Source organism: Acinetobacter sp. LipI_19 (assembly GCF_058242925.1).
In genome coordinates, this window is record NZ_JBZAYK010000001.1 from 3176963 (window position 1) to 3198648 (window position 21686).

The 21686-nt window shown below is 37.9% G+C and carries 17 protein-coding genes; 8 read left to right on the forward strand and 9 right to left on the reverse strand.

Annotated features, from left to right (window positions below):
• Window positions 1-56 precede the first annotated feature (56 nt).
• The 3 genes from AC4CVF_RS15370 to AC4CVF_RS15380 are packed head-to-tail and all read right to left on the reverse strand — an operon-like array spanning window position 57 to window position 4350.
• Entirely contained in the window at window positions 57-1217 is a 1161-nt protein-coding gene (locus tag AC4CVF_RS15370; protein ID WP_490789676.1) for an alanine racemase, read from the reverse strand.
• 52 nt (window positions 1218-1269) lie between these two features.
• A complete protein-coding gene (locus tag AC4CVF_RS15375; RefSeq protein ID WP_419328081.1) occupies window positions 1270-2583 on the reverse strand; it encodes a D-arabinono-1,4-lactone oxidase in 1314 nt (437 codons plus the stop codon).
• 12 nt (window positions 2584-2595) lie between these two features.
• On the reverse strand, window positions 2596-4350 hold the full coding sequence (locus tag AC4CVF_RS15380; protein WP_490789677.1) for a neutral/alkaline non-lysosomal ceramidase N-terminal domain-containing protein: 1755 nt from the start codon (window positions 4348-4350) through the stop codon (window positions 2596-2598).
• A 122-nt stretch (window positions 4351-4472) separates the two neighbouring features.
• Here AC4CVF_RS15380 and AC4CVF_RS15385 point away from each other — a divergent pair, with 122 nt between their 5' ends.
• From AC4CVF_RS15385 to AC4CVF_RS15405, 5 genes are all read left to right on the forward strand, one after another.
• Window positions 4473-5528, forward strand: a complete 1056-nt coding sequence (locus AC4CVF_RS15385) for an AraC family transcriptional regulator (protein ID WP_336953386.1) — start codon at window positions 4473-4475, stop codon at window positions 5526-5528.
• A gap of 234 nt (window positions 5529-5762) precedes the next feature.
• Window positions 5763-7409: an acyl-CoA synthetase gene (locus AC4CVF_RS15390; protein ID WP_490789678.1), complete on the forward strand. Its 1647-nt coding sequence runs from the start codon at window positions 5763-5765 to the stop codon at window positions 7407-7409.
• 238 nt (window positions 7410-7647) lie between these two features.
• The gene (locus AC4CVF_RS15395) at window positions 7648-8166 is read left to right on the forward strand and encodes a hypothetical protein (RefSeq protein WP_490789679.1); all 519 of its coding nucleotides are present in this window, start codon (window positions 7648-7650) and stop codon (window positions 8164-8166) included.
• Between the two features lie 337 nt (window positions 8167-8503).
• Complete coding sequence (locus tag AC4CVF_RS15400; protein ID WP_336953453.1) at window positions 8504-10306, forward strand: acyl-CoA dehydrogenase C-terminal domain-containing protein; 1803 nt, start codon at window positions 8504-8506, stop codon at window positions 10304-10306.
• A gap of 192 nt (window positions 10307-10498) precedes the next feature.
• Window positions 10499-12280 (forward strand): acyl-CoA dehydrogenase C-terminal domain-containing protein, encoded by a 1782-nt coding sequence (locus AC4CVF_RS15405; protein WP_336953389.1) that lies wholly within the window; start codon window positions 10499-10501, stop codon window positions 12278-12280.
• Between the two features lie 521 nt (window positions 12281-12801).
• Here AC4CVF_RS15405 and AC4CVF_RS15410 read toward each other — a convergent pair.
• Together AC4CVF_RS15410 and AC4CVF_RS15415 are read right to left on the reverse strand one after the other, a co-directional pair.
• On the reverse strand, window positions 12802-13428 hold the full coding sequence (locus AC4CVF_RS15410) for an FMN-binding negative transcriptional regulator (RefSeq protein WP_490789680.1): 627 nt from the start codon (window positions 13426-13428) through the stop codon (window positions 12802-12804).
• Window positions 13429-13436: 8 nt separating this feature from the next.
• Entirely contained in the window at window positions 13437-13850 is a 414-nt protein-coding gene (locus AC4CVF_RS15415) for an ADP-ribosylation/crystallin J1 (protein WP_336953391.1), read from the reverse strand.
• A gap of 176 nt (window positions 13851-14026) precedes the next feature.
• Here AC4CVF_RS15415 and AC4CVF_RS15420 point away from each other — a divergent pair, with 176 nt between their 5' ends.
• Window positions 14027-14521, forward strand: a complete 495-nt coding sequence (locus AC4CVF_RS15420; RefSeq protein ID WP_336953392.1) for a phosphate-starvation-inducible protein PsiE — start codon at window positions 14027-14029, stop codon at window positions 14519-14521.
• 161 nt (window positions 14522-14682) lie between these two features.
• Here AC4CVF_RS15420 and AC4CVF_RS15425 read toward each other — a convergent pair whose 3' ends face one another.
• Window positions 14683-15177, reverse strand: a complete 495-nt coding sequence (locus AC4CVF_RS15425; protein ID WP_336953393.1) for an RcnB family protein — start codon at window positions 15175-15177, stop codon at window positions 14683-14685.
• A 169-nt stretch (window positions 15178-15346) separates the two neighbouring features.
• On the opposite strand from AC4CVF_RS15425, the gene AC4CVF_RS15430 reads away from it, so the two are divergent.
• Complete coding sequence (locus AC4CVF_RS15430) at window positions 15347-15796, forward strand: hypothetical protein (RefSeq protein ID WP_490789681.1); 450 nt, start codon at window positions 15347-15349, stop codon at window positions 15794-15796.
• Window positions 15797-15872: 76 nt separating this feature from the next.
• Here the strand turns inward: AC4CVF_RS15430 and AC4CVF_RS15435 are convergent, their stop codons facing one another.
• The 3 genes from AC4CVF_RS15435 to znuD form a co-directional block, all read right to left on the reverse strand.
• Window positions 15873-16619, reverse strand: a complete 747-nt coding sequence (locus AC4CVF_RS15435; protein ID WP_419328088.1) for a hypothetical protein — start codon at window positions 16617-16619, stop codon at window positions 15873-15875.
• 76 nt (window positions 16620-16695) lie between these two features.
• Entirely contained in the window at window positions 16696-18159 is a 1464-nt protein-coding gene (locus tag AC4CVF_RS15440; RefSeq protein WP_336953396.1) for a phospholipase D family protein, read from the reverse strand.
• A 350-nt stretch (window positions 18160-18509) separates the two neighbouring features.
• On the reverse strand, window positions 18510-20624 hold the full coding sequence (gene znuD / locus AC4CVF_RS15445) for a zinc piracy TonB-dependent receptor ZnuD (RefSeq protein WP_490789682.1): 2115 nt from the start codon (window positions 20622-20624) through the stop codon (window positions 18510-18512).
• Between the two features lie 137 nt (window positions 20625-20761).
• Here znuD and AC4CVF_RS15450 point away from each other — a divergent pair, with 137 nt between their 5' ends.
• On the forward strand, window positions 20762-21523 hold the full coding sequence (locus AC4CVF_RS15450) for a DUF4184 family protein (RefSeq protein WP_336953398.1): 762 nt from the start codon (window positions 20762-20764) through the stop codon (window positions 21521-21523).
• The last annotated feature ends 163 nt before the right edge of the window (window positions 21524-21686 follow it).

Sequence of the window (21686 nt, forward strand, 5' to 3'; positions counted from 1 at the left end):
TTATTCTGATTTAAATTGTACTTTTGATTATCCATCGACTCTCCCTTTTTAGCAAATTACTCTCTAAAGGTTTCCCACGCTTCAAAATCTCGATTTTTATAACAATATAATTTATGAAATTGAGGAATAATCGCTTCGCTTTGCGTGGGTCTTAAAAATACAAAATCATCAACAGCTATTTCAGTATTTTTAGGCACATTAACCATTTCTTGATTGGTACTTCGCCCATAAAGTGCATGCGGATGAATCCCCCGCGGATAAACATAATGGGCCATCCAATATCCACCATACACAAATAAGGCTTTAGAGCTATGTGGTAATTTATCTAAAACGGCTAATCCAGGTAACTGGGTAAATGGCAGCACTTTTAAAACAGGGGTTGAAATCCATAGTGCAGCTTGTAAAACACTTAAACCATCACTGTCAAAGTCACTTGGTTTGAGTAACATAGAGCCAAAAGAAAGATCATTACAGACACTTTGCTCCACGTGGAGGTAAAATGTAGGGCTACCGCCACCGTTAAAACAAAGATTAGCTCGCCATAAATGTGGAAATTGCTGTTGAATAATATTTTTATAATTTTGATAAATGTCTTGTGACTCTCGATAGGCAACATCAATCTTTTTAATCACTGAAGGCAGCTTCGTCACATGAGCATCATACCCCATCAAGCCAGCAAGTGCTAAATACTCAGGATGTTGCTCAATCAATCTTAATATTTCGATCAGTGCAAAATCAGAACGAACACCACCGCGATGTAAACCCACATCAATTTCAATATTGATTTTAAGCTTTAAACTAAACTGTTTTGCAACATCAAGATATTGTAATAAACGTGCTTTAGAATCAATTAACCATTGTATATCGGCTTGTCTGCAATTGTGATTCATCGCATAAAAATGCTGAACTATACTCACAGGCATCGGTTTCCCAAACAATACATCTGCATCCGAAAAGTTCTCAAGGATGGGGGAAAGCTGTGGCATGTGAAATAGCATAAATCGTTGAGTCGAAAGCTTTAGACTAATGTTTTTTAATAATGCTAAGCATGCCAAAGACTTTACCACGAGGCGTGGTTGCAAATGGCTAGCGTATTTAAGCTTTTTGGCAACGTACTGTAGATTTTGTTCAAGCGCCTGATCATCAACAATTAATCGAGGTAATGCACCATTTGACTGTTTTAAATCACGATTTAATTGCTCAAAAAAGTTGTTCATAGTCTACCTTTATGGTCTATTTTAGTTTTACCCATTCACTTAATTTTATCCATTATTCAGATAAGAATAGCTTTTCTAAATAAGGATTTAAAAACTTTCCGCTTGGATCAAGTCGTTCTCGCAACTGCATAAAGGCATCCCACTTAGGGTATAAGGTCTGAAGTTGTGTTGCTGTCATACTATGCATTTTCCCCCAATGTGGTCGTCCCTGATAATGTTGCAAAATCGACTCAACTTCATCAAATAATTGTCTAGGTGCTTGCTTATGATATTGGTGTACTGAGATGGAAATAGAGTCCCGCTGATAAAACGGACTCAACCAAATATCATCACCTTTGACAAATCGAAACTCCACAGGGAAAAAGGTTTGTATTTTTGAGTTTTTTAGCGCTGCTAGAACAGCTTGCAAACATTCCACACCCAATTCAACTGGAACCTGATATTCCATTTCATTAAATTTCGTTTCACGCGGTGTCGGGAAAATCTTGCCTGACCAATCAACAAATGTGCTTGGCTTAATAAAAACGCCTAAGAGCTTTTGTAGTTTTGGATTCAATGCCGGAAAAGATTTGGTTAACTCGCAACATAAGGTTAATAACGTATCTTCAGATGGCCATGATTCAGTTCTTGGTTGAATCTCATCTTCAGTAATATCTAAGGTTTTTAAAATCAACTTATCTGCATGAGAAAATGCAAAACACTCAATATGCCGATATTGTGCTTTCCATTGGTCAATATTTTGAATAAAGTCTTGGACCGCGCACAGTCTAACTTGCTCTTTGAGTTTATAACGTGGTTTATTTTGCATGGTGATTTTAGTCAAAATCCCTAAACTCCCTAAAGACACTCGTCCTGCAGCAAAAATATCTGGATTTTCATGGTGATTACAATGAAGTGTTTCTCCTGATGCTGTGAGTAATTCAAATGCTTGTACATAACCGGAAATGCAATATAAGCCTATGCCAGTACCATGGGTTCCTGTTGAAACAGCACCAGCTAAACTTTGCTGGTCAATATCACCCTGTTGCATTAATGACTGTTGCATCGGTTCTAAATATTGCCCTAAATTAAATAATCGTGTTCCCGCCCAAATACTGGCTTGAGCAAATTCAGTATTGACTTGATCCACACCAGAAAGACCATCCAAAGACAGCAATGTTGCATCAGTACACACCAAAGGTGTAAATGAATGACCTGCTCCCACCACCCGAATCTTTGCTTGGGTTTCGACAATGTGTTTTAACTCGTCAAGACTATCAGGCTTTAAAATCAGCTCAGGGTGAGACTGTTGATAGCCCGACCAATTGTTCCATTTTTGCTGATTTGATTTGTGCTTGTTTGGTGCTTGATTAATCAACTGATTCATAATGCTCATCCTTTAGCGTACAGCAGTTTTTAAATTGCCGTGATTTGTTCTTTTTTCTATTTCGTGTAGTGGAATCGTTGATGGGCGTGTGACTTGATCATATTCGCGTTGAGATTTATCTAGATTTAACTGCGCTGCTAATTGCCAAAATTTGTACTGAATTGCAGCATGTGTCCATTGGCCATATAAGGTATGTGCACCTTCATAAGCTTGTTGCTGATATTCTTCATTGGTGGTGATATAGCCCATATAATCATTGCAATAAGACACCAAACCAACCTTTGAAATACCCCGATAGATTGCAAACTGTTTTGTCACAGTCTGAATCACTCGTTGCCCTGCTGTTGTAGTTATTTCTCCGGGGCAACAAATCAAGGCCAATTGACCAATTTGGATTATCTGTAGCGGAATAACACTCGGAACCAGTGGGCTATCTTGAATGGCACCAGCTTTGACTTGGCGATTCATTTCTGCAATTAAAGGATCAAAAATACTTGGGGGAAAATCTAAATGTTGACCCAACAACTGATTGTCAGGACTTTCTAAAACAATCTCTTTCGGGAATTGTGAGTCATAGAGTGCTTTATATTTGCTGTAATGTGGAGAATTCGAGTTTACTAAACGTTGCTTACGTACTCGCTTAGCCAGTAAAGACATCACTTTAAGAATCGCTTTAGGTGTCCCCTTACCATCTATAGGCGTTCCCCCAAAGAAGCCGACACCATGACAAGCTGCACTGGTTTTAGCCCCTTGGATTCCCTGACTAAATTCACTTGGCACATCAACTTGACTCAGATCTACATAGGATAAAACAGCATCGATACCACCTTGGAGTAAACATGCTTCCATTACTATGTTGGTATTTTTTTCAATCGGTGTAGTCAGTGCTTTAAGCGCAATTTCACTTTGAAAACGCCCATTTTGCTCAGCATATTGATATTCTTTTTCACCCTTAACTTTCTTGCGAATCGCATCTTGTTTAGGACCATGAAAATGTGGCGATACATCACCTGCTGTTGCTTGTGCAAAAATTGCAACAGGTTGTTGAATGCCTTGTGTTAATAAGTATTGCTCACTTAATGCCGAAGCATAGCCTTTATTATCACCATCATGTGCTTTGAGTTGGCTACTCAAACATGTTGCATGCACCCCAAATAATGAAATAAAAGAACATAATTGATCGTCCCGATAAAAACCTATTAATTGCATTTCACGGTTTAAGGCGAGATGAGTTTCTGCTTCGGTTCTTTGAATCACATCTGGGTTACGATTATAAGCCTGTAAGGATCTATTCCATGCCACAGGAATATCGTGAGGAAATTGACAACATTGATAACGAATTTCAGTTTCTTTCTCTGTGCCTATAGCATTGGAAATACTGAGCATGACCGCATTAACCACAGTTTCGAGATGCTCTGCTACAAAACCCGGAGTCGGCATATTATATAACGCTTCATACGCACAACCGCCTGGCCCAGAGTGAGTATGCGTTGCCATCAATACCAAATGCTGTTCATTAAATTGGTCTGTAAATTTTTGCTTTAAGCGCTCAACAACGCCGCTTCTTATCGCATATGTAATACAACCAAAATCTAGACAACAAAAAATAATCGGCTGTTCTAAAGCTAAACTACGAATACTAAATGATCGAGCAAACAAAGCTGTACGCTTTTCATAAGCACGATGCGACCACATACCATAACCAAACATGGCATAACCTTGCGGCTGAATGTTTATTTCTTGCTTATCCCACCCCACCAAAAACATATGCGATCATCCTTTATCTTTTTTATATCAGCGAACACGAGAAGTAGATTGAATCTTAATCAAAAATATGCGATACCAACTAGGGTAAAAGCAACAATAATATGGGGGGCGAAGCGGACTTTATGAGCTTGCAGCAAAAGGAAATTGCCAATTCTCAATTTTATATTCCACCAATGATATTGACGAGTTTGATTCATTATGCCGAACAACGACACTGGCAATATGACATTTGGTTTACAGCACAAAATTTAGATTTGGAAAAAATTCGCCAAGGGCATGGTTTTGTTGGTTTTTCAGAACTATGTGAGGTTATTCATCTCGCAGTTAAAGATACTCAGCAACAAAATTTAGGTTTATTGCTGGGCAGTAGTGAAGGTCAGATTTCAATTGGTATTTTAGGCTTTGCCATGCAAGCCTGCAAAACAGTAGCTGAAGCATTGGAGACCGCACTGCACTATCATCCCATTTCAGGTAGTGTCTTAGATTTAACCGTCAATCTTGTTGATGATTATTGTGAAATTGAACTTTCTGAGCGAAGTAACTGTGGTGAGCTAAAAGCATTTTTCTGTGATGAAGTATTTGCCAGTATTATTACCTGTGTCAATATGATGCTAGACGATAGCTATGAGTTGGTGAGTCTGGAACTTAGCTACGATCATTCAGCATACCTCAATGATTATAAAAGAATTTTCAATTGCCCAATTTATTTTAAATCGACTAAAAATATTATCAGATTTAACAAAACACTCTTGTCGAGAAGACTCAAAAACTATAGCCCTGTCAATTATCAAAGCGCAATTCTGATTTGTGATCAAGCTTTAAAACAATTTGATCAAATGAATCAGCACAGTTTGGCAAAGGTATTAGCACATTTGATTGAAAGCCATCTACCTGAACGCTTTGATATGCAACTAGCAGCGCAATATTTTCATTTTAGCGAACGTCATTTACGGCGTTTACTACTCAATGAGGGGCTAAATTTTCAGTTATTAAAGCAACTGGTGTTAGAAAAAAAAGCCAAACAGTGGATTGAAGAAAATCAATCGATTAGTGAAATCAGTTTCAATCTTGGTTTTAGTGAGTTAAGGGAATTTCGTCGTGCATTTAAAAAATGGACTGGATCTTCGCCAACGGAATACAAAAAAGCGAAACTGATGGGTTCAGTTATTCGTATTTAAATGATGAGATTTTAAATAAGATTCTGAATAAAATCAGGATTAATATTTACATCAAATGTCCAAAATATTAATTTAATTCAATAAATTAAATATTACAAAATATTTAAACAATGGTAAAGATGTCTAACGATGCATATTTAGCTGAAATACTCGACTAAAGCCTAAATGAATTCTTATAGGCTTATGCATATCTTTTAAACACGGAAATTAGAACAAATATAGATGGAGCTAAACATGGTTAGTGCCTATGATCAATTACCACGTACCCCTGCAAACTTTGTAGCATTATCACCTTTACGTTATCTAGAACGTGCAGCCTACATTTATCCAAATCAAGATGCGATTGTACATGGCGCTCGTCATATCTCTTGGCGTGATACCTATACCCGTTGTCGTCAATTTGCCCATCAATTACAAAATCTTGGGATTCAAAAAAACGATACTGTTTCTGTTCTTTTACCCAATATTCCTGCGATGGTCGAAGCACATTTTGCAGTACCCATGGCTGGCGCTGTTTTAAATACCCTCAATACTCGTTTAGATGCCAAAACCATTGCATTTATGTTAGAACATGCTGAAACCAAAGTCCTATTGGTTGATCCAGAGTTTGCGGCTTTAGCTAAAGAAGCTGTAGCGCTTATTGATCAACAAATCTATATCATTGATGTTGCAGATGAGGAATACGAAAATAATGAGGCTACAGCGCGTATTGGTCAAATTGAATATGAGGAATGGCTAAAAGGTGGCAATGCAGATTTTGAGTGGCATTTACCTCAGGATGAATGGGATGCGATTAGTCTAAATTATACCTCAGGGACCACAGGCAATCCAAAAGGAGTGGTTTATCACCATCGTGGTGCTTATATCAATGCTGCCAGTAATATCATTGCCTGCGGTATGACGCCACGTTGTAAATATTTATGGACACTTCCGCTATTCCATTGCAATGGGTGGTGTTTTGCTTGGACTGTTGCCGCCAATGGCGGTACCAATATCTGTTTACGTAAAATTGATCCTAAGTTGGTTTATCAACTCATTGATCAATACAAAGTTGACTATTTCTGTGGTGCACCGATTGTCCTTTCAATGTTGATCAACACTCCAAAAGAGCAACAAATTAAATTTAAACATCATGTAGAAGTAATGGTGGCTGGGGCTGCACCGCCTGCGGCAATTATTGAAGGAATGCATCATATCGGCATTCAAGTCAATCATGTCTATGGTCTCACTGAAACTTATGGCCCTTCTGCATTATGTGCCTCTCAAGCAGGTTGGAGTGAACTGTCTATTCAAGAACAAGCTCAACTACACTCGCGCCAAGGTGTACCTTATCCATTACAAGATGGTATGCGTGTGTTGGATGCTGAAACGATGCAACCTGTGCCTAATGACGGCAAGACCATGGGAGAAATCATGTTCCGTGGCAACATCGTCATGAAAGGCTATTTAAAAAATACTAAAGCCACAGAAGAAGTCTTTAAAGGTGGCTGGTTTCATACCGGTGATTTAGCGGTTTGCCAACCTGATGGTTATGCAAAAATTATGGACCGTTCAAAAGACATCATTATTTCAGGTGGTGAAAATATCTCATCTTTAGAGGTTGAAGAGGTTCTTTATACTCATCCTGCAATTATGACAGCGGCAGTGGTTGCGCAACCCGATCCGCGTTGGCAAGAAGTTCCTTGTGCCTTTATAGAACTTAAACAAGGTGCAGAGACCACACCTGAAGAGGTGATTGAATTCTGTAAACAGCATTTGGCACGCTTTAAAGTCCCTAAAAGTGTAGTGATTTGTGAGATTCCAAAAACATCGACAGGTAAATTGCAAAAATTTATCTTACGTGACTGGGCAAAAGAGCGCTCCGTGGGCGAGTTTAATTAGCCTACCCGTTTGAATCATCCAATTTACCCTCCTCTTCCCAGTAAAAATAAACGACTGTTTTTATTTAGAAGATCATCTTGGAGAGAGAGGTAAATTGCTGAAAGAATAAAATAAATTGGTAAAAATGGGCTTAAAACTTTAATTTCTCATTTCTCGACTTCATTTTAGAAATTATGCTTTTCTTGTCGCTTATTGATAGCATCATTAAAACTTTTTGATCATTTAAACATAGTAAACGATGAATAAACTTCGTACAGAAATAGAACCCGATTTTGAAACAGCACAACAACTTTATCCAACTGTGTTCGAATTGATTACCAATTACATAGACTATTGCGATGAGTTTGGTGATGAAGATTCGCTTGAATATCAAAAACTCAGTGAAACACTTACAGAAATTACCAGTAAAGACATTTCTCAATATGAACTTTGGGAGTGGTGGGAAGCCGAAGGTATTGAAAATTTAAGCTTTGATATTTGCCTACCTGAGCCTAAAATCATCCACAATATTTCAAAACAAGAACTTACTGAAATTGTCCAGCGGATTAAAAGCTCAGATTTTAATACTCAACACGCAAATGATTTCATCAATGCTTTTTACCTCCGTACCATTTTCTCAGGCGGGTATTTTTATAACTTTTTAAAACTCAATTTTAAAGCATTTAAACATCAATTGTTTCAACGTAATAAAGATCAAGCAGGACGATACTTTGAATATTCGGTAGAAGACATTGTGGATCAGCTTTGGAGTCAATGATTGCCATAAAAATATCACCATCAACAAAACATGCAATTCGTCTATTGGTTTAAATCATTGAGAGGCATATTTTGACTGGCATTTTATTGGACACAAGTTTTTACGATTTTGACTATTTGTATCCTTATTTTTCAATGAAAAGTGTTTACACTCAATATACTTACAGCTTTCAAGCCTTTTTTCTTTGACTTTACAGTCACAGAGAATTAACCATGAAATACTTGTACGTCACTATAAGATGTTGCACGATGTAGCGGAACAAATATGTGTCATAGAAGACACACGTCGTATTTATGAAGATTATAAATCTGGTTTAACCAGTATTGAGGAAACCGATATGCCACAATACAAAGCACCCTTACGTGATATGCACTTCGTTTTGCATGAGTTATTAAATGCTGAAGAACATTACGCGAAACTCCCTGCATTCCAAGAAACCGTAAGCCGTGAATTGATTGATCAATATTTAGAAGCTGGCGCGGATTTCTGTGAAAATGAATTATCTCCACTTAACCAAATCGGTGACAGTGAAGGCTGTAAATGGAATGATGGTGTAGTCACCACACCTACAGGCTTTAAAGCAGCCTATGACAAATATGTAGAATTAGGCTTCCCTTCTCTTTCAGTTCCAGAAGAGCATGGCGGTCAAGGTTTACCTGGTTCTTTAGCAACAGCTATTTCTGAAATGGTGGGTGCGGCAAACTGGGCGTGGGGTATGTACCCAGGTCTTTCACATGGTGCGGTTCGTACGATTGAGCATCATGGTTCTGCTGAGCAAAAAGCAACATATTTACCTAAACTTGTTTCAGGTGAGTGGACTGGTACTATGTGCTTAACAGAATCTCATGCAGGTTCTGACTTAGGAATTATCCGCTCTAAAGCTGAGCCACAAGCAGATGGTAGCTATGCAATCTCTGGCGAGAAAATCTTTATCTCTGCTGGTGAACACGATATGGCGGAGAACATCGTTCACATCGTCTTGGCGCGTTTACCAGGTGCTCCTAAAGGTACTAAAGGTATCTCGTTATTCATCGTACCTAAGTTCAATGTAAATGCAGATGGTTCTATTGCAGACCGTAATGCAGTTCGTTGTGGTTCAATTGAACACAAAATGGGTATCCACGGTAACGCAACGTGTGTGATCAATTTTGATAACGCAAAAGGTTTCTTGATTGGACCTGAAAACCGTGGTTTACATGCAATGTTTACCTTTATGAACACTGCACGTATTGGTACTGCTGTTCAAGGTTTAACAGCATCTGAATCATCTTTCCAAGGCGCACTTGCATATGCGAAAGATCGTTTAGCAATGCGTTCACTTTCTGGTCCTAAAGCACCAGAGAAAGAAGCTGATCCAATCATTGTTCACCCAGCTGTACGTAACATGTTGATGACGCAAAAGGCATTTGCTGAAGGTGGTCGTGCATTGGTTTACTTCTTATCTCAATATGCAGATATCGTAGAGCAAGGTGTCACTGAAGAAGATCGTAAATTTGCTGACAACATCTTGTCATTATTAACACCAATTGCAAAAGCGTTCTTAACTGAAACAGGTTCTGAATCAGCGAAACACGGTGTACAAGTATTTGGTGGTCACGGCTTTATTTCTGAACATGGTATGGAGCAAATTGTACGTGATACACGTATCTCTTGCTTATACGAAGGTACAACTGAAATCCAAGCACTTGATTTGTTAGGCCGTAAAGTATTGGGTACGCAAGGTGCAATGTTGAAAGACTTCACCAAGATCATCCATAAATTTGCTGAAGCAAACAAAGACAATGCTGAACTGAAAGAATTTGTTGAACCACTTGCTGCTCTAAACAAAGAGTGGGGTGATTTAACCATGCAAATCGGTATGAAAGCAATGCAAAACCCGGATGAAGTTGGCGCAGCTGCGGTTGACTACCTATACTTCTCTGGTTATGTAACACTTGCATTCTTATGGGCTCGCATGGCGCTTGTTGCACAACAAAAGCTTGCTGAAGGTTCTACTGAAACTGGCTTCTATAATGCAAAAATTAAGACTGCGCGTTTCTACTTCAAGAAAATCTTACCACGTGTTCGCTCACATGTTGACGTGATCGCGGGTGGCTTAGATCCATTGATGTCATTAGACGCAGAAGACTTTGCATTCTAATTAGAATGTCGAGTTAGGCATTTAAAAAACTGTACTCAAGAGTGCAGAAATAGAGAAAGGACGGTCATAGCTTTGGCAGTCCTTTTTCTTTATAAATAGAGCGTTATTTACTTAGACCATCTAACAACATACATGTTTGTTGGTTAAACTGATCTAAGTCTACAGATTCAAACAATAAACAGGTGAACGAACATGCCAATTTATAATGCGCCACTTGCAGATATGAAATTCATTCTGAATGACGTTTTCAATGCAGAGCAATTCTGGCAAGCCAACGAAAAGCTTGCACATGTTGATGCGGCAACGGCTGAAGCAATTTTAGAAGAAATGGCTAAATTTGCACAAAATGTTACGCTTCCTTTAAACCGTACAGGTGATGAAGAAGGTGCTCATTATGAAAATGGCAAAGTCACGACACCTGCTGGTTTTAAAGAAGCATTCCAACAATATGCTGAAGGCGGTTGGATTGGCCTAGGTGCTGAAGAGGAATGGGGCGGCCAGGCAATGCCAAAAATGCTGACTGTACTTGCAGATGAAATGTTATTTGCTACCAATCCATCATTCATGCTCTACCCGCTTCTCTCTGTCGGTGCTGGTATGGCGTTAAACAGCTATGCATCTCAAGAGCAGAAAGAAACCTATTTACCTAAAATCTATTCAGGTGAATGGTCTGGAACGATGTGTTTAACTGAACCTCATGCAGGTACAGATTTAGGGATTATCAAAACTAAAGCTGAACGCAACCAAGATGGTACGTACAACATTACTGGTACTAAAATCTTCATCACTGGTGGTGACCATGATCTTGCTGACAACATCATTCACCTTGTTTTAGCAAAAACACCTGATGCACCTGCGGGTTCACGCGGGATCTCACTCTTTATCGTGCCTAAATTCCTTGTTAATGCTGATGGTTCATTGGGCGAACGTAATACAGCGGGTCCTGGTTCAATTGAACACAAAATGGGAATCAAAGCGTCTGCAACATGTGTCATGAACTTTGATGCAGCCAAAGGCTTCCTTGTTGGTAAAGAAAATGAAGGACTAGCAGCGATGTTCGTGATGATGAATTACGAACGTTTGTCGATGGGTATTCAGGGCCTAGGTGCTTCTGAATATGCATACCAAAATGCAGCACAATATGCGACTGATCGTGTACAAGGTCGTAGTGCAACAGGTGTTAAATCACCAAATAAACCTGCTGACAGCATCCTTGTACATGGTGATGTACGTCGTATGTTGCTCAATGCGCGTGCCAACAATGAAGCTTCTCGTGCATTTGCTGTTTACGTTGGTCAACAACTTGACATTACTAAATTTTCAACCGATCCTGAAGCTGTAGCGAAGGCAAATAATCGTGTTGCGTTATTAACACCAATTGCTAAAGCCTATTTAACGGATACAGCTTTTAATGCCACGATTGACGCGCAAATGGTGTTTGGTGGCCATGGCTATATTCGTGAATGGGGCATGGAACAATGTGTTCGTGACTTACGTATTGCACAAATCTATGAAGGCACCAATGGCGTTCAGTCACAAGATTTAATTGGTCGTAAAACAATTAAATGTAATGGTGAATTCATTGCTGAATATATTGAAGAAATCCGTGATTTTGCCAATGGTCTAGATACAGACTTAAACTTCATTAAAGATGCGACTTTAGATATTGCAACTGAAGTAGATATGATTACGCAGCATATTTTAGAACGGGCTAAAGAAAATGCTGATTTCGCAAATGCTGCGGCAGTAGAGTATTTACATGTCGTTGGGTTATTAAGCTTCTCTTATATGTTTGCTCGTATTGCCAATGCTGCAAAAAATAAGCAAGGTCAATTCTACCAAGACAAACTTGCATTGACTCATTACTTCATCCAACGCCTCTTGCCTGATTTAAATGCACGTGTTGCTAAAATCAAAGCAGGGGCAGAAGTTATTATGAATTTCAGCGAAGATTATTTTACGAATCAGGCTTAATTTCATCATCAACTGAAATAAGACATTAAAACGCCCGATCATTCGGGCGTTTTTTTATTTACAACTAATGCTTTTTTTTTAGAAAATTTACTGTTCTATAGTCAAACCACCTAATTATTCATACAAGTAATTTCTATCAAGTCATTGATCAGAAATGAAATTTACGTTTTTGTATCAACTTTTAGAAACTGTTGATTATCAATTCAATTTTGTACTTTTGAATCCTAGATGATTATCCTACCGTGGAGCGACATGGATGTCGCTGTTGGGTGGGGGTACAGGACGTACCCCTCGCCCATGAGCAAAAACAAAGCACTGCTTTGTTTGCAGCGCAAGGTTTGGCATCGCCTACGCAAAGCAATTTAAACTTTGGTTATAAGATGTGACATTGCAAGCTTTTTATACTCAAACAATTTTATTTTTCCATACAGTTGATTTAATTAAAAATATTAATTAAGAAAAATTATATCGTGTGGCTATAAAAGTTGACCGCAATATAAATCAAGTTGCATCAAAAAATCTTACTTTGGATAAAACTTCCGAATTGATTCAGCCATCTCTGAATTTTGGGTTTGCAAAGCATTTGCTGCACTTGTGGCATCCACAGCACTGCGATTTTGACTGACTTTAAATTTTCCTAAGATTGAATCTATTTCGATCTCAATCGCCACAATTTTTTCTAATTGCTCTTCGATATAATCATTCGGCGCATCCCCCATTTTCCAAGGTACAATCTGTGGTGCTTCATGCTGACGTGTCAATCGCGCCAAAATACCCCGCAAATATTTTTCATCATCTATTTTTCGAATTGTTCCCTTCACATGCACAACACGATAATTCCATGTCGGTACTTCCCGATGATGCTCAAATTTTCCTGGATACCAACTCGGTGAAATATAACTTTGCTCAGCATGGAAAATCACATAAGCCGATTCAACCTGTTCTAACAAGTTAAATAAAGGATTGGCTTTGGCGATATGTCCACGTAACAATCCAGACTTGCCAGCTGAACGATCCAATTCAAAAGGAATATGATTCGCTTCAATTTCACCGTCATAATTAACCATCAAACATCCCAATGGATTCTGTTCAATTAAATCGAAAAGTTCAGTGAGATTCTCTTGTTTAAAATGAGTAGGAAGATACATATTTTTTCCTAATACTCTTTCGAGCCATCTGGGCTGGTTTTAAATATTTCAGGTAATTCAGCATTTTCAGTAAAAGCTTCACCTTTAAAAATATTAACCACTTCAATTTCCCCTATAATTTGCTGATTAAACTCGTCTAGTCGCTCAGCTGGGATCCATAACTCCTGACAAAAATCATCACCAACCGTATGTACTTCAAACTGAGCCAGATACTCATCATTCAATTCAAACCGTGTGACATAGCCAATATAACCACTTGCTTGATCTTTGGTATTCCAATCTAAAGCAATTTTTTCAGCATACTTCTGATTTAAAACAGGATAGAAAATAGGTTGCCAATACAATCTTGGTGGGAAATTTTTAAAGCCACTCTTTTCAATCAATTGATATTCAAAAAGTCCAATTGGTCGGTACAAATACATTGTTATTCCTTTAATTGTATTGAAAATAATCTATCTATAGACTAATCAGGTGAAATGATCAATTTCTTAATTAAATAGTTGTTATTTATTCGCCATAAACATTTTACTTCACTTTTCATGTGCATGAAATTTGCATAGTGTTTAATGATAAAGAACACACGCAAATGGAGGATGTTATGAATAAAGATCCACGTATAGAAAAAATAGAAAACCTCCTCGATAAATTGGGCAATATTGCAGTAGAAGCATTTCATTATATTGCGTTGTTTATCATTGGCTGTATGATCGCTTGGTCAGCGGTACATACAATTATTGAAATTTTAACCATGAAACAATACGCCAGTATTGATGATATTTTGTTGTTATTCATCTATTTGGAATTAGGCGCAATGGTGGGGATCTATTTTAAGACCAATCACATGCCTGTACGTTTCTTAATCTATATCGCAATCACCGCACTCACGCGATTACTAATTTCAGATATTCAGCATGACCATAAAGCCGATATGGATTTAGTGATTATCACAGGGTCAGTTTTAATCTTAGCCATTGCAATTTTGATAGTGAGATATGCTTCTTGGACATATCCTTCTGTTATTCGTGATAAGCACACTGAAAAATCATTACCACACGGTAAAACACCGCGACCAGAAGACGATGAGTTGGCTTAGTCTGCCCCCTCTCCTCTTAATCTAAACCTAAGCCCTTCTTCCTAAGCAAAATCAAAACAATACTTTATTGGAGCGCAAAACAACAAGGAGAAGGGGCTTTTTAATATGTTAAAACTCTTGTATGCATTCATATTGATCATAATGACGTTTTTAAATCATGTTCAACGATTATTAGGCACTTGTAAATAACGACCATTTTGGAAAATCCAATGCATACCAACCTGAGGATCAGGTAAACCATAACGGCGCCAATCACTAATTAAGGTGTATTGTGAGCTTTCTATATGACCGCCCTCTCCATTTACATAACCATAGCTAGTACCGGAATACTCAGTCTGAGTTGGAAACTGGTGATTATAAATAATCGTCACACCATTTTGTGGTGGGTAACTTGGATATGGGGCATTTGGATGCGGATAGGGCCTATTTGGATAACTTGGGTACGTTGAGGAATGCTGGTATTGAGGTCGAACAGGAATCTCCTGTGACATTTGGCGGCCATATTGATCTGTATATTTATAGGTCGTTGTTGGATATTTCTTTTGAGGCCGCTCAACACTGCGATAATTCGCCCAATCTTTAGCGTCTGCCCATGTCATTGTTGAAGTTGCTGAAAGCATCAACATCAAGACACTTAAACTGAGTATCTGTTTCATTTCAACCTCCAAACTTGAACGTATACACAACAGCTTAATATATCATTCAAGATAAATAATGGATGAATTGCAGTCAAAATTTAATCTTCTTTATTGTTTATACATCAACTTAAGTAAATTCTGACATCAATCTGATAAAATATAATTTTAATCTAATGAGTGCTGTATTGTGGCTGAACTGAGCTTTGACCGTTTACATCAATTTTTTTGCAAAATCCCAAGTGTGCAAGAAGCATTTATTGATAGCTATGGTTCAGATGGCAAACAAGCATGGTGGTTTAAATTTCAAATCAATATTGACCACCCTTTAGCCTGGCAAACTGTGCAAGAACTTGGTCACGTTTTAAATTATATTTCTAAAAATGAACGTCTTCCGACTCAGTTTTTACCCGTATCTCCTCCTCCGTATATGAATGGTGAGGCGAAACAATTTTTAGCTTGGGTGATTCAATGTAACCATGCAGATTTTTCACCTGATGTGGTGTGTGACTGGTTAGAGGCACGTCTCCCAAAACCTGTAGATGATGAAAGCCAATGGAAAATCAAAACTGATTTACATGCGTTAGATCATATTTCAAATAAAGATTTGGATGAGTTAGTTCCACCAAATCCGCAGTAATTCAATCTACATGAATCTCAAAAATTTAGAATTATGCGGTAAGAAGCTCAAATATCGACTTGAGCTTCTTACTCACTTATATTTTTAATTTATTTTGCAAATGCAGTACTTCTGCTTTCAACCAATTGAAATACCAACTATCAAATTTTTGTCTACTTCCACTCTCATCCAATATAGGCGCAATCCCACCCCATAGATCTCGAGAATCGATCCATATCTCACCTTTTGATGGTCCAGTAATGACTAAAAAATAATATTCACCACAACCAATTCCACAAATAGGCAAAATCCCATTGAGCTCAAAGTTTTCATAATACTGATCACGTGGATTTTCACCATGATGCTGAATAAATCTTTCAAACTCTTCGGTTGTTGGTTCGATGCGCTGAAATAATTTATCTCTAAATTCAGTATTATACTTTTCTAACCACTGGTTAAACTGCTCAGCAAGTTCCTCCCAATTTTCCAAATTATATGCATCGACAAATGGAAATGGTGTTTGCAGGTCAATTAAAATATCCCCCAAAATTAGACATTGGTCCTTATGGAATATTACTTTTAAAATTCCCAGATCAGGTCCTATCCCAGCACTTTCCCAGGTATCCCCTGTACCATTACCAATTTCAGTTAAAAATCTTTTATATTCAATTGGTATTTCAACTTGATTGAGTGTTTCAAACTTAGAGAGCATGTCAATGTCAACCTGAGTGGCTAACGATTTAAAAATTAAATCTTTTTGCTGAATCGATAATTGTTCTTTTTCAATAAACTTTTCTATCAACTGCTGATAAATATTTAAGTATATTTTTATTGTTTCAATCATTTACTCTAACTCTGCTTATCTTTTTCTTATCCACCTAGACTCCCTCATTGATAAAGGAATCTAGGCAAAATAAATACTAAAACGTCGACAAACCACTCCATTCCATAAAATGGTAAACCCCGTATTTAAGTTTTGACTCATCAGCGTATTTGCTGTAATCCACACTCATTTGACGACCATTTAAGTTTGACCAAGCCGTATTAAAATACTGTTCAGCATCGATAAAGACTTGTTGTTGTGGATTGCCAACCACGCGTAAATCAGTTTCCAAATTATAATTTTTTAAATTACGTGCGGTAAAGTTGGCAGAACCTAAAATCATTTCCGCAGATTGCGCATTATGCTTTACGATCATCTTACTATGGCACTGCTCACCTTGGGTATTACACCAACGCACATCAATTCCTGCGTCATTTAACTCTGAAGCCACTTGACGGTTTGGGATACCATTTTTTTGACGACCAAATGCATCTTTATTGGGATCAAGCAAGATACGTAATTTCACTCCACGTTGCTTGGCAGCAACTAAACCTTTAATAATTTGGCGCTCTGACAAATAAAACATGGCTAAATCAATTTGATCATTGGCTTTTGCTGACGCCAACATGTTTAAGACTGCATCATAAATTGCTTTTTCAGTGAGTACTTGAACCTGAGGATCATTCGGATTTTCAGGTAGTTTGCCAAAGGCAACAAAAGGCGTATCTCCTCCCGACATATGCGCGACGGTTTGTTCAGTATTTAAAATATCTGTTGCAGTTGCCCCGTCAACCATTAATGCAATGTTAGAGTGACGTGAACTACCATCATGAGGATTGGCGGATGTGACGATGGTTTTCCAACCTTCCGCTGTATCGACCACGATGGTTTTACGATGATTGGCTTTAAAATTAAATAAATTTAAATAACTACGGACTGTAATTTTTTCTTTACCAAATGGATTATTCAGCCAGCCTTTATTTGGATTATTGCCAATATCCTGACAACATAAATACCATATTCCAGACCAAGTAGGATTAGATGCGCGGAGTGGTGTTAAATTCGTTTCAATCACATCAATACCGCCTAAACGTAATTGACGATATTGTTCAGGCTGAATTCCACCATAAACAGAATTGATAGGATCGGTAATAAACTTAATTTCTAAGCTTGGGTTTACAATTTTTTCATTAATCAAGGCTTGGGTTAATTGCTTGGTTAATTCTCGTTGCTGAACTTTAGAATCGCCGACTTCACTGTTAAATAGAAACATATCGATCACAATGGTGGTCTTGGCTTGCTTAATCAGCTGTAACACTTGATCAAAGATATGTTGATCAAGTTGCTGCTTCCCTTGCGCATCAATATAAGTTTCATCGGCAATAAATTTTACATTGGCATGACGCAATGGTCCGGTAAAATTCAGCCCTTTAGGAAGCGGTTTATAAACATGATAAATCGCAGATGAGAGATATCCTAAGGCCAATATGCCGATAATAATGCCGAAATAGCGACGTTTTGACCAATTCAGTTTGTTTTGAATTTTATTGAAGATACGCATAAGAAAAGACCTAGACCAATTTAGGATCTATCAACATTTCATATATAACTTGCGTTGTCGGCTAAAATTGAGCAAACGAGGCATGAAATGAAGAGAATAGCGAGACTATTTTCAAGTTTCATAACGATGTTTGAGATAATTTTAACAACAACCCTTGAGGGACTAGAGTGTTTTTTGATGCTACATCGTTATGACCTACTCATTTAGATCACTAAATTTCATAGATCATGCCTTGTATCCTCTAAAAAACACTCGTTGTCGCAAATACAGATGAAGTATTGGCAGACCCTTAGAGCCTAGGTCGAATTCCTTTATTTTTCAATAACGATTTGGTGAATGATTGCAAATAATTAGAACTTATAGTCCATACCTATGACAAAGTTACGTCCAATTTGTGGAATATTCGATAAGAAAGAAGTGTGTTCATAAATCTTCTCGTCCAACAGGTTGTTGGCTTTAAAGAATACTTTCGCTTCTTGTTTGTTGGCCAAAGGATATTGATAAGCAACACCTAGGTTCACCATGTTATAACCTTTGGTTTCTTGTTCATAAGACGCAAATTTATCTTGGTTAAACACATGTGAATATTCTGCTAAACCAGACCAACGCTCATCAAACTCAGCATTTACACGAGCGCCTAAACGACCAGCAGGAACACGTGGTGCATTTTCATCTTCAATTTTACCGCGTACATAGTCACCAAACAGGCTGGTTTTATACACATCATTCCACTGATAAGCGACTTCACCTTCTGTCCCGTAGAACTTGGCTTTATCTTGACTGTATTTGATCAAACGGAAGTTTTCGTATTGATCCAAAGTTTTGGCATAAATATAGTTATCAAACCAATTTTGATAGATATGTACATGATAGCTCAACTTGTCATTGTCATAATGAAGACCTAATTCCACATTGTTTGACTTCTCTTTATTTAAGTCTTGATTGCCCAATTCATAAGTATTGGTCGCATAATGCTTTCCATCAGCATAAAGTTCTTGTGCTAAAGGCAATCGCTCTTGATGAGAACCCATTAAAGAGAGCGTGTAATTTGGTGCAAATGCCCAATTCACAGCACCAGAATATGAGAATGCATTACCATCAAAGTCTTTTTGAGCTGAATCAACATCCACTGTTTGATGATCAAAACGAGTCCCTAATTCCACATGAAAATCACCAAATTGGCGATGCTCTAAGCCAAATACACTATATTTTTGGGTTTTATTTGGCGCAAGAACCGCTTCTTCACCTGTGATATCTAATTTTTGCTGGCTGGCTTGAACACCCCACACGCCTTCCCAAGCAGCAATCGGATTGTGTAACAACTCAACACGACCTTCATAACCTTTGCTCTTGAAGGTTGTCATTGCTGTACTTCCTTCAATTTCATCATGTTGATAGTCGGTATAACTTGCTTGTGCACGAAGTTTTTTAAAGCCAGCAAAAGGTTCATTGAGCTCAGAACGGAAATCATAACGTTCTGTTTTCATATCAATCCATGGCCCTGCTTCAGCATGATCATGCTCTTCCTCACCATGCCCATGTCCATGTCCTTCATCATGGTCATGGCCTGCATGATCATCATCGTGCCCACCACAGTGGAGTGATAAACCATGTAAATGGCATGACTCATATTCATGACTATGTCCAGGTAAACCGTATTGATCTTGGCGGTTGCTATAAGACACACCCGCAAAACCACGTTCACCGATCCAAGATAAGCCCACATTTACATTTTCAGACTCTGAAAATGTATTGCCAACTCGACGCTCTTTTGTACTATGTGCATGATCACCATGTTCTTCTGTTACGATATAGTTCGGGGTAATGTAATCATTGGCATCACGTTTTAAACCTTCTACACGTAATGCAACATTTGAACCTAATCCAACAGTCACCCCAGCATTTGCCATTTTTTCATCGTTGCCCGTGTTATAACGCAGACCAACATTGCCTTCATAACCATTTTCAGGCATCGCTGTCGGAATCTTGCTGTCAACCACATTGACTAAGCCACCCACAGACCCAGCCCCATATAATAATGTTGATGGTCCACGAATAACTTCAATTTTTTGTGCAAGTTGCGGATCTACAGTGACAGCATGATCTGGTGACAAGCTTGAAACATCCATGGTTTCTGTTGCATTCTGAGTCACTTTAACCCGCGCACCCTCTTGCCCACGAATTACAGGACGACTTGAGCCAGCCCCAAATGTATTGGAATAAATCCCTAGTTCATCTTTGAGTGCTTCGCCTAAGGTCGTGCCAGCCTGTTGTAGTTTTTCACGTGAAACAGTTTCATCTGCAACACCAAAATCTTGGCTTGAACGGACCAAGGGATGCCCAACAACTGTAATGGTCTCTAATTGTTGTGGATTTTTTTCAGTATTGATTTGATCTTCCGCCCAAATAGAAGTTGAAATAACTGCAGAAATGGAAAGTGTTAGGGCGCTTTTGGTAAAAGACATGGGATGCTCTCAAAGCTCAGTATTTTTGGATTACGTTATATTATAACATTTCAATATTTTTGCAATAAAAAACATTTGCTCTTTGGCTTTTTATATAGAATCAGATCAAAACCATTGCTTAACTTTTTAATATCCTAATGCCCTTCACACTTTCACATGCTATTTTAGCGCCGCCTTTGTCCAAACTTTCAGGAAATCGCTTACCGATTGCTGCACTCGCAATTGGCACAATGACACCAGATTTGTATAGAGTATTGGTTAAAACTGAAATTTATTTAAATCATCAATTCAAAGGAATCATCTATCCAGATTTATTGGTGGGATTATTGTTCTGCTTGCTTTGGTATAGTTTATATCGCCCATTATTATTTAAGTTTTTAGCCATTCAAAAACCATTAAACATTGCTTCTTTTTCAAATTTTTTTCAATTTCTAATTTGGATAGTGTTGGCGATTATCTTAGGTACAGCAACTCATATTATTTGGGACGGTTTAACCCATTTAGATTTTCGAACTTTCGCTTTTAAAGAGTTTTTAGCCCAACCTGTCAGTATGTTTGATCGTATTTATCCTATGCATAAAGTCCTACAAATCGGCTGTTCTGTTGTGGCTTTACCGTTTTTAATGTGGATGGGGTTACATTACTTTTTTAAATATAAAGTCAATCAAATACGAAATCCTAAAATACAAATATTCTGTATAGCCTTATTTACAACCTCTTTTTTTAGCGGTTGCATTTATTATGTTTACATTGCCAAAATCACAGGATTAGCTCCTCAAGACACTGATTTGTATGTACTGATTGGTTTCTTTATGAAAACCTTTACTCAAGCTTCTGTTCTTTGTTTTACTTTTGGCTGTCTACTATTTCATTATTTAAATTATAAAAAATATTTTTAATGATGCTCTATTTGCCGATTGAGTCACTTAAACTTTCTCGGAATTAGCTTAAATTTATTCTGCAATGTGGTAGTTTTTGCCCCAAGTCCTTGTGACTCACCTCTCAAAGAGGCATAATCTCACATTACATTTTTAGGCGATGCGCTGTTTACGTACTCGCTTC

What these genes read in the sequence shown, in the direction of transcription:
- AC4CVF_RS15390 (WP_490789678.1), top strand. Translation starts at nt 5,763, where the DNA reads ATGGTTAGTGCCTATGATCAATTACCACGTACCCCTGCAAACTTTGTA.
- AC4CVF_RS15440 (WP_336953396.1), bottom strand. Translation starts at nt 18,159, where the DNA reads ATGCGTATCTTCAATAAAATTCAAAACAAACTGAATTGGTCAAAACGT.
- AC4CVF_RS15400 (WP_336953453.1), top strand. Translation starts at nt 8,504, where the DNA reads ATGCCACAATACAAAGCACCCTTACGTGATATGCACTTCGTTTTGCAT.
- AC4CVF_RS15385 (WP_336953386.1), top strand. Translation starts at nt 4,473, where the DNA reads ATGAGCTTGCAGCAAAAGGAAATTGCCAATTCTCAATTTTATATTCCA.
- AC4CVF_RS15370 (WP_490789676.1), bottom strand. Translation starts at nt 1,217, where the DNA reads ATGAACAACTTTTTTGAGCAATTAAATCGTGATTTAAAACAGTCAAAT.
- AC4CVF_RS15410 (WP_490789680.1), bottom strand. Translation starts at nt 13,428, where the DNA reads ATGTATCTTCCTACTCATTTTAAACAAGAGAATCTCACTGAACTTTTC.
- AC4CVF_RS15375 (WP_419328081.1), bottom strand. Translation starts at nt 2,583, where the DNA reads ATGAATCAGTTGATTAATCAAGCACCAAACAAGCACAAATCAAATCAG.
- AC4CVF_RS15415 (WP_336953391.1), bottom strand. Translation starts at nt 13,850, where the DNA reads ATGTATTTGTACCGACCAATTGGACTTTTTGAATATCAATTGATTGAA.
- AC4CVF_RS15435 (WP_419328088.1), bottom strand. Translation starts at nt 16,619, where the DNA reads ATGATTGAAACAATAAAAATATACTTAAATATTTATCAGCAGTTGATA.
- AC4CVF_RS15425 (WP_336953393.1), bottom strand. Translation starts at nt 15,177, where the DNA reads ATGAAACAGATACTCAGTTTAAGTGTCTTGATGTTGATGCTTTCAGCA.
- AC4CVF_RS15420 (WP_336953392.1), top strand. Translation starts at nt 14,027, where the DNA reads ATGAATAAAGATCCACGTATAGAAAAAATAGAAAACCTCCTCGATAAA.
- znuD (WP_490789682.1), bottom strand. Translation starts at nt 20,624, where the DNA reads ATGTCTTTTACCAAAAGCGCCCTAACACTTTCCATTTCTGCAGTTATT.
- AC4CVF_RS15380 (WP_490789677.1), bottom strand. Translation starts at nt 4,350, where the DNA reads ATGTTTTTGGTGGGGTGGGATAAGCAAGAAATAAACATTCAGCCGCAA.
- AC4CVF_RS15395 (WP_490789679.1), top strand. Translation starts at nt 7,648, where the DNA reads ATGAATAAACTTCGTACAGAAATAGAACCCGATTTTGAAACAGCACAA.
- AC4CVF_RS15450 (WP_336953398.1), top strand. Translation starts at nt 20,762, where the DNA reads ATGCCCTTCACACTTTCACATGCTATTTTAGCGCCGCCTTTGTCCAAA.
- AC4CVF_RS15405 (WP_336953389.1), top strand. Translation starts at nt 10,499, where the DNA reads ATGCCAATTTATAATGCGCCACTTGCAGATATGAAATTCATTCTGAAT.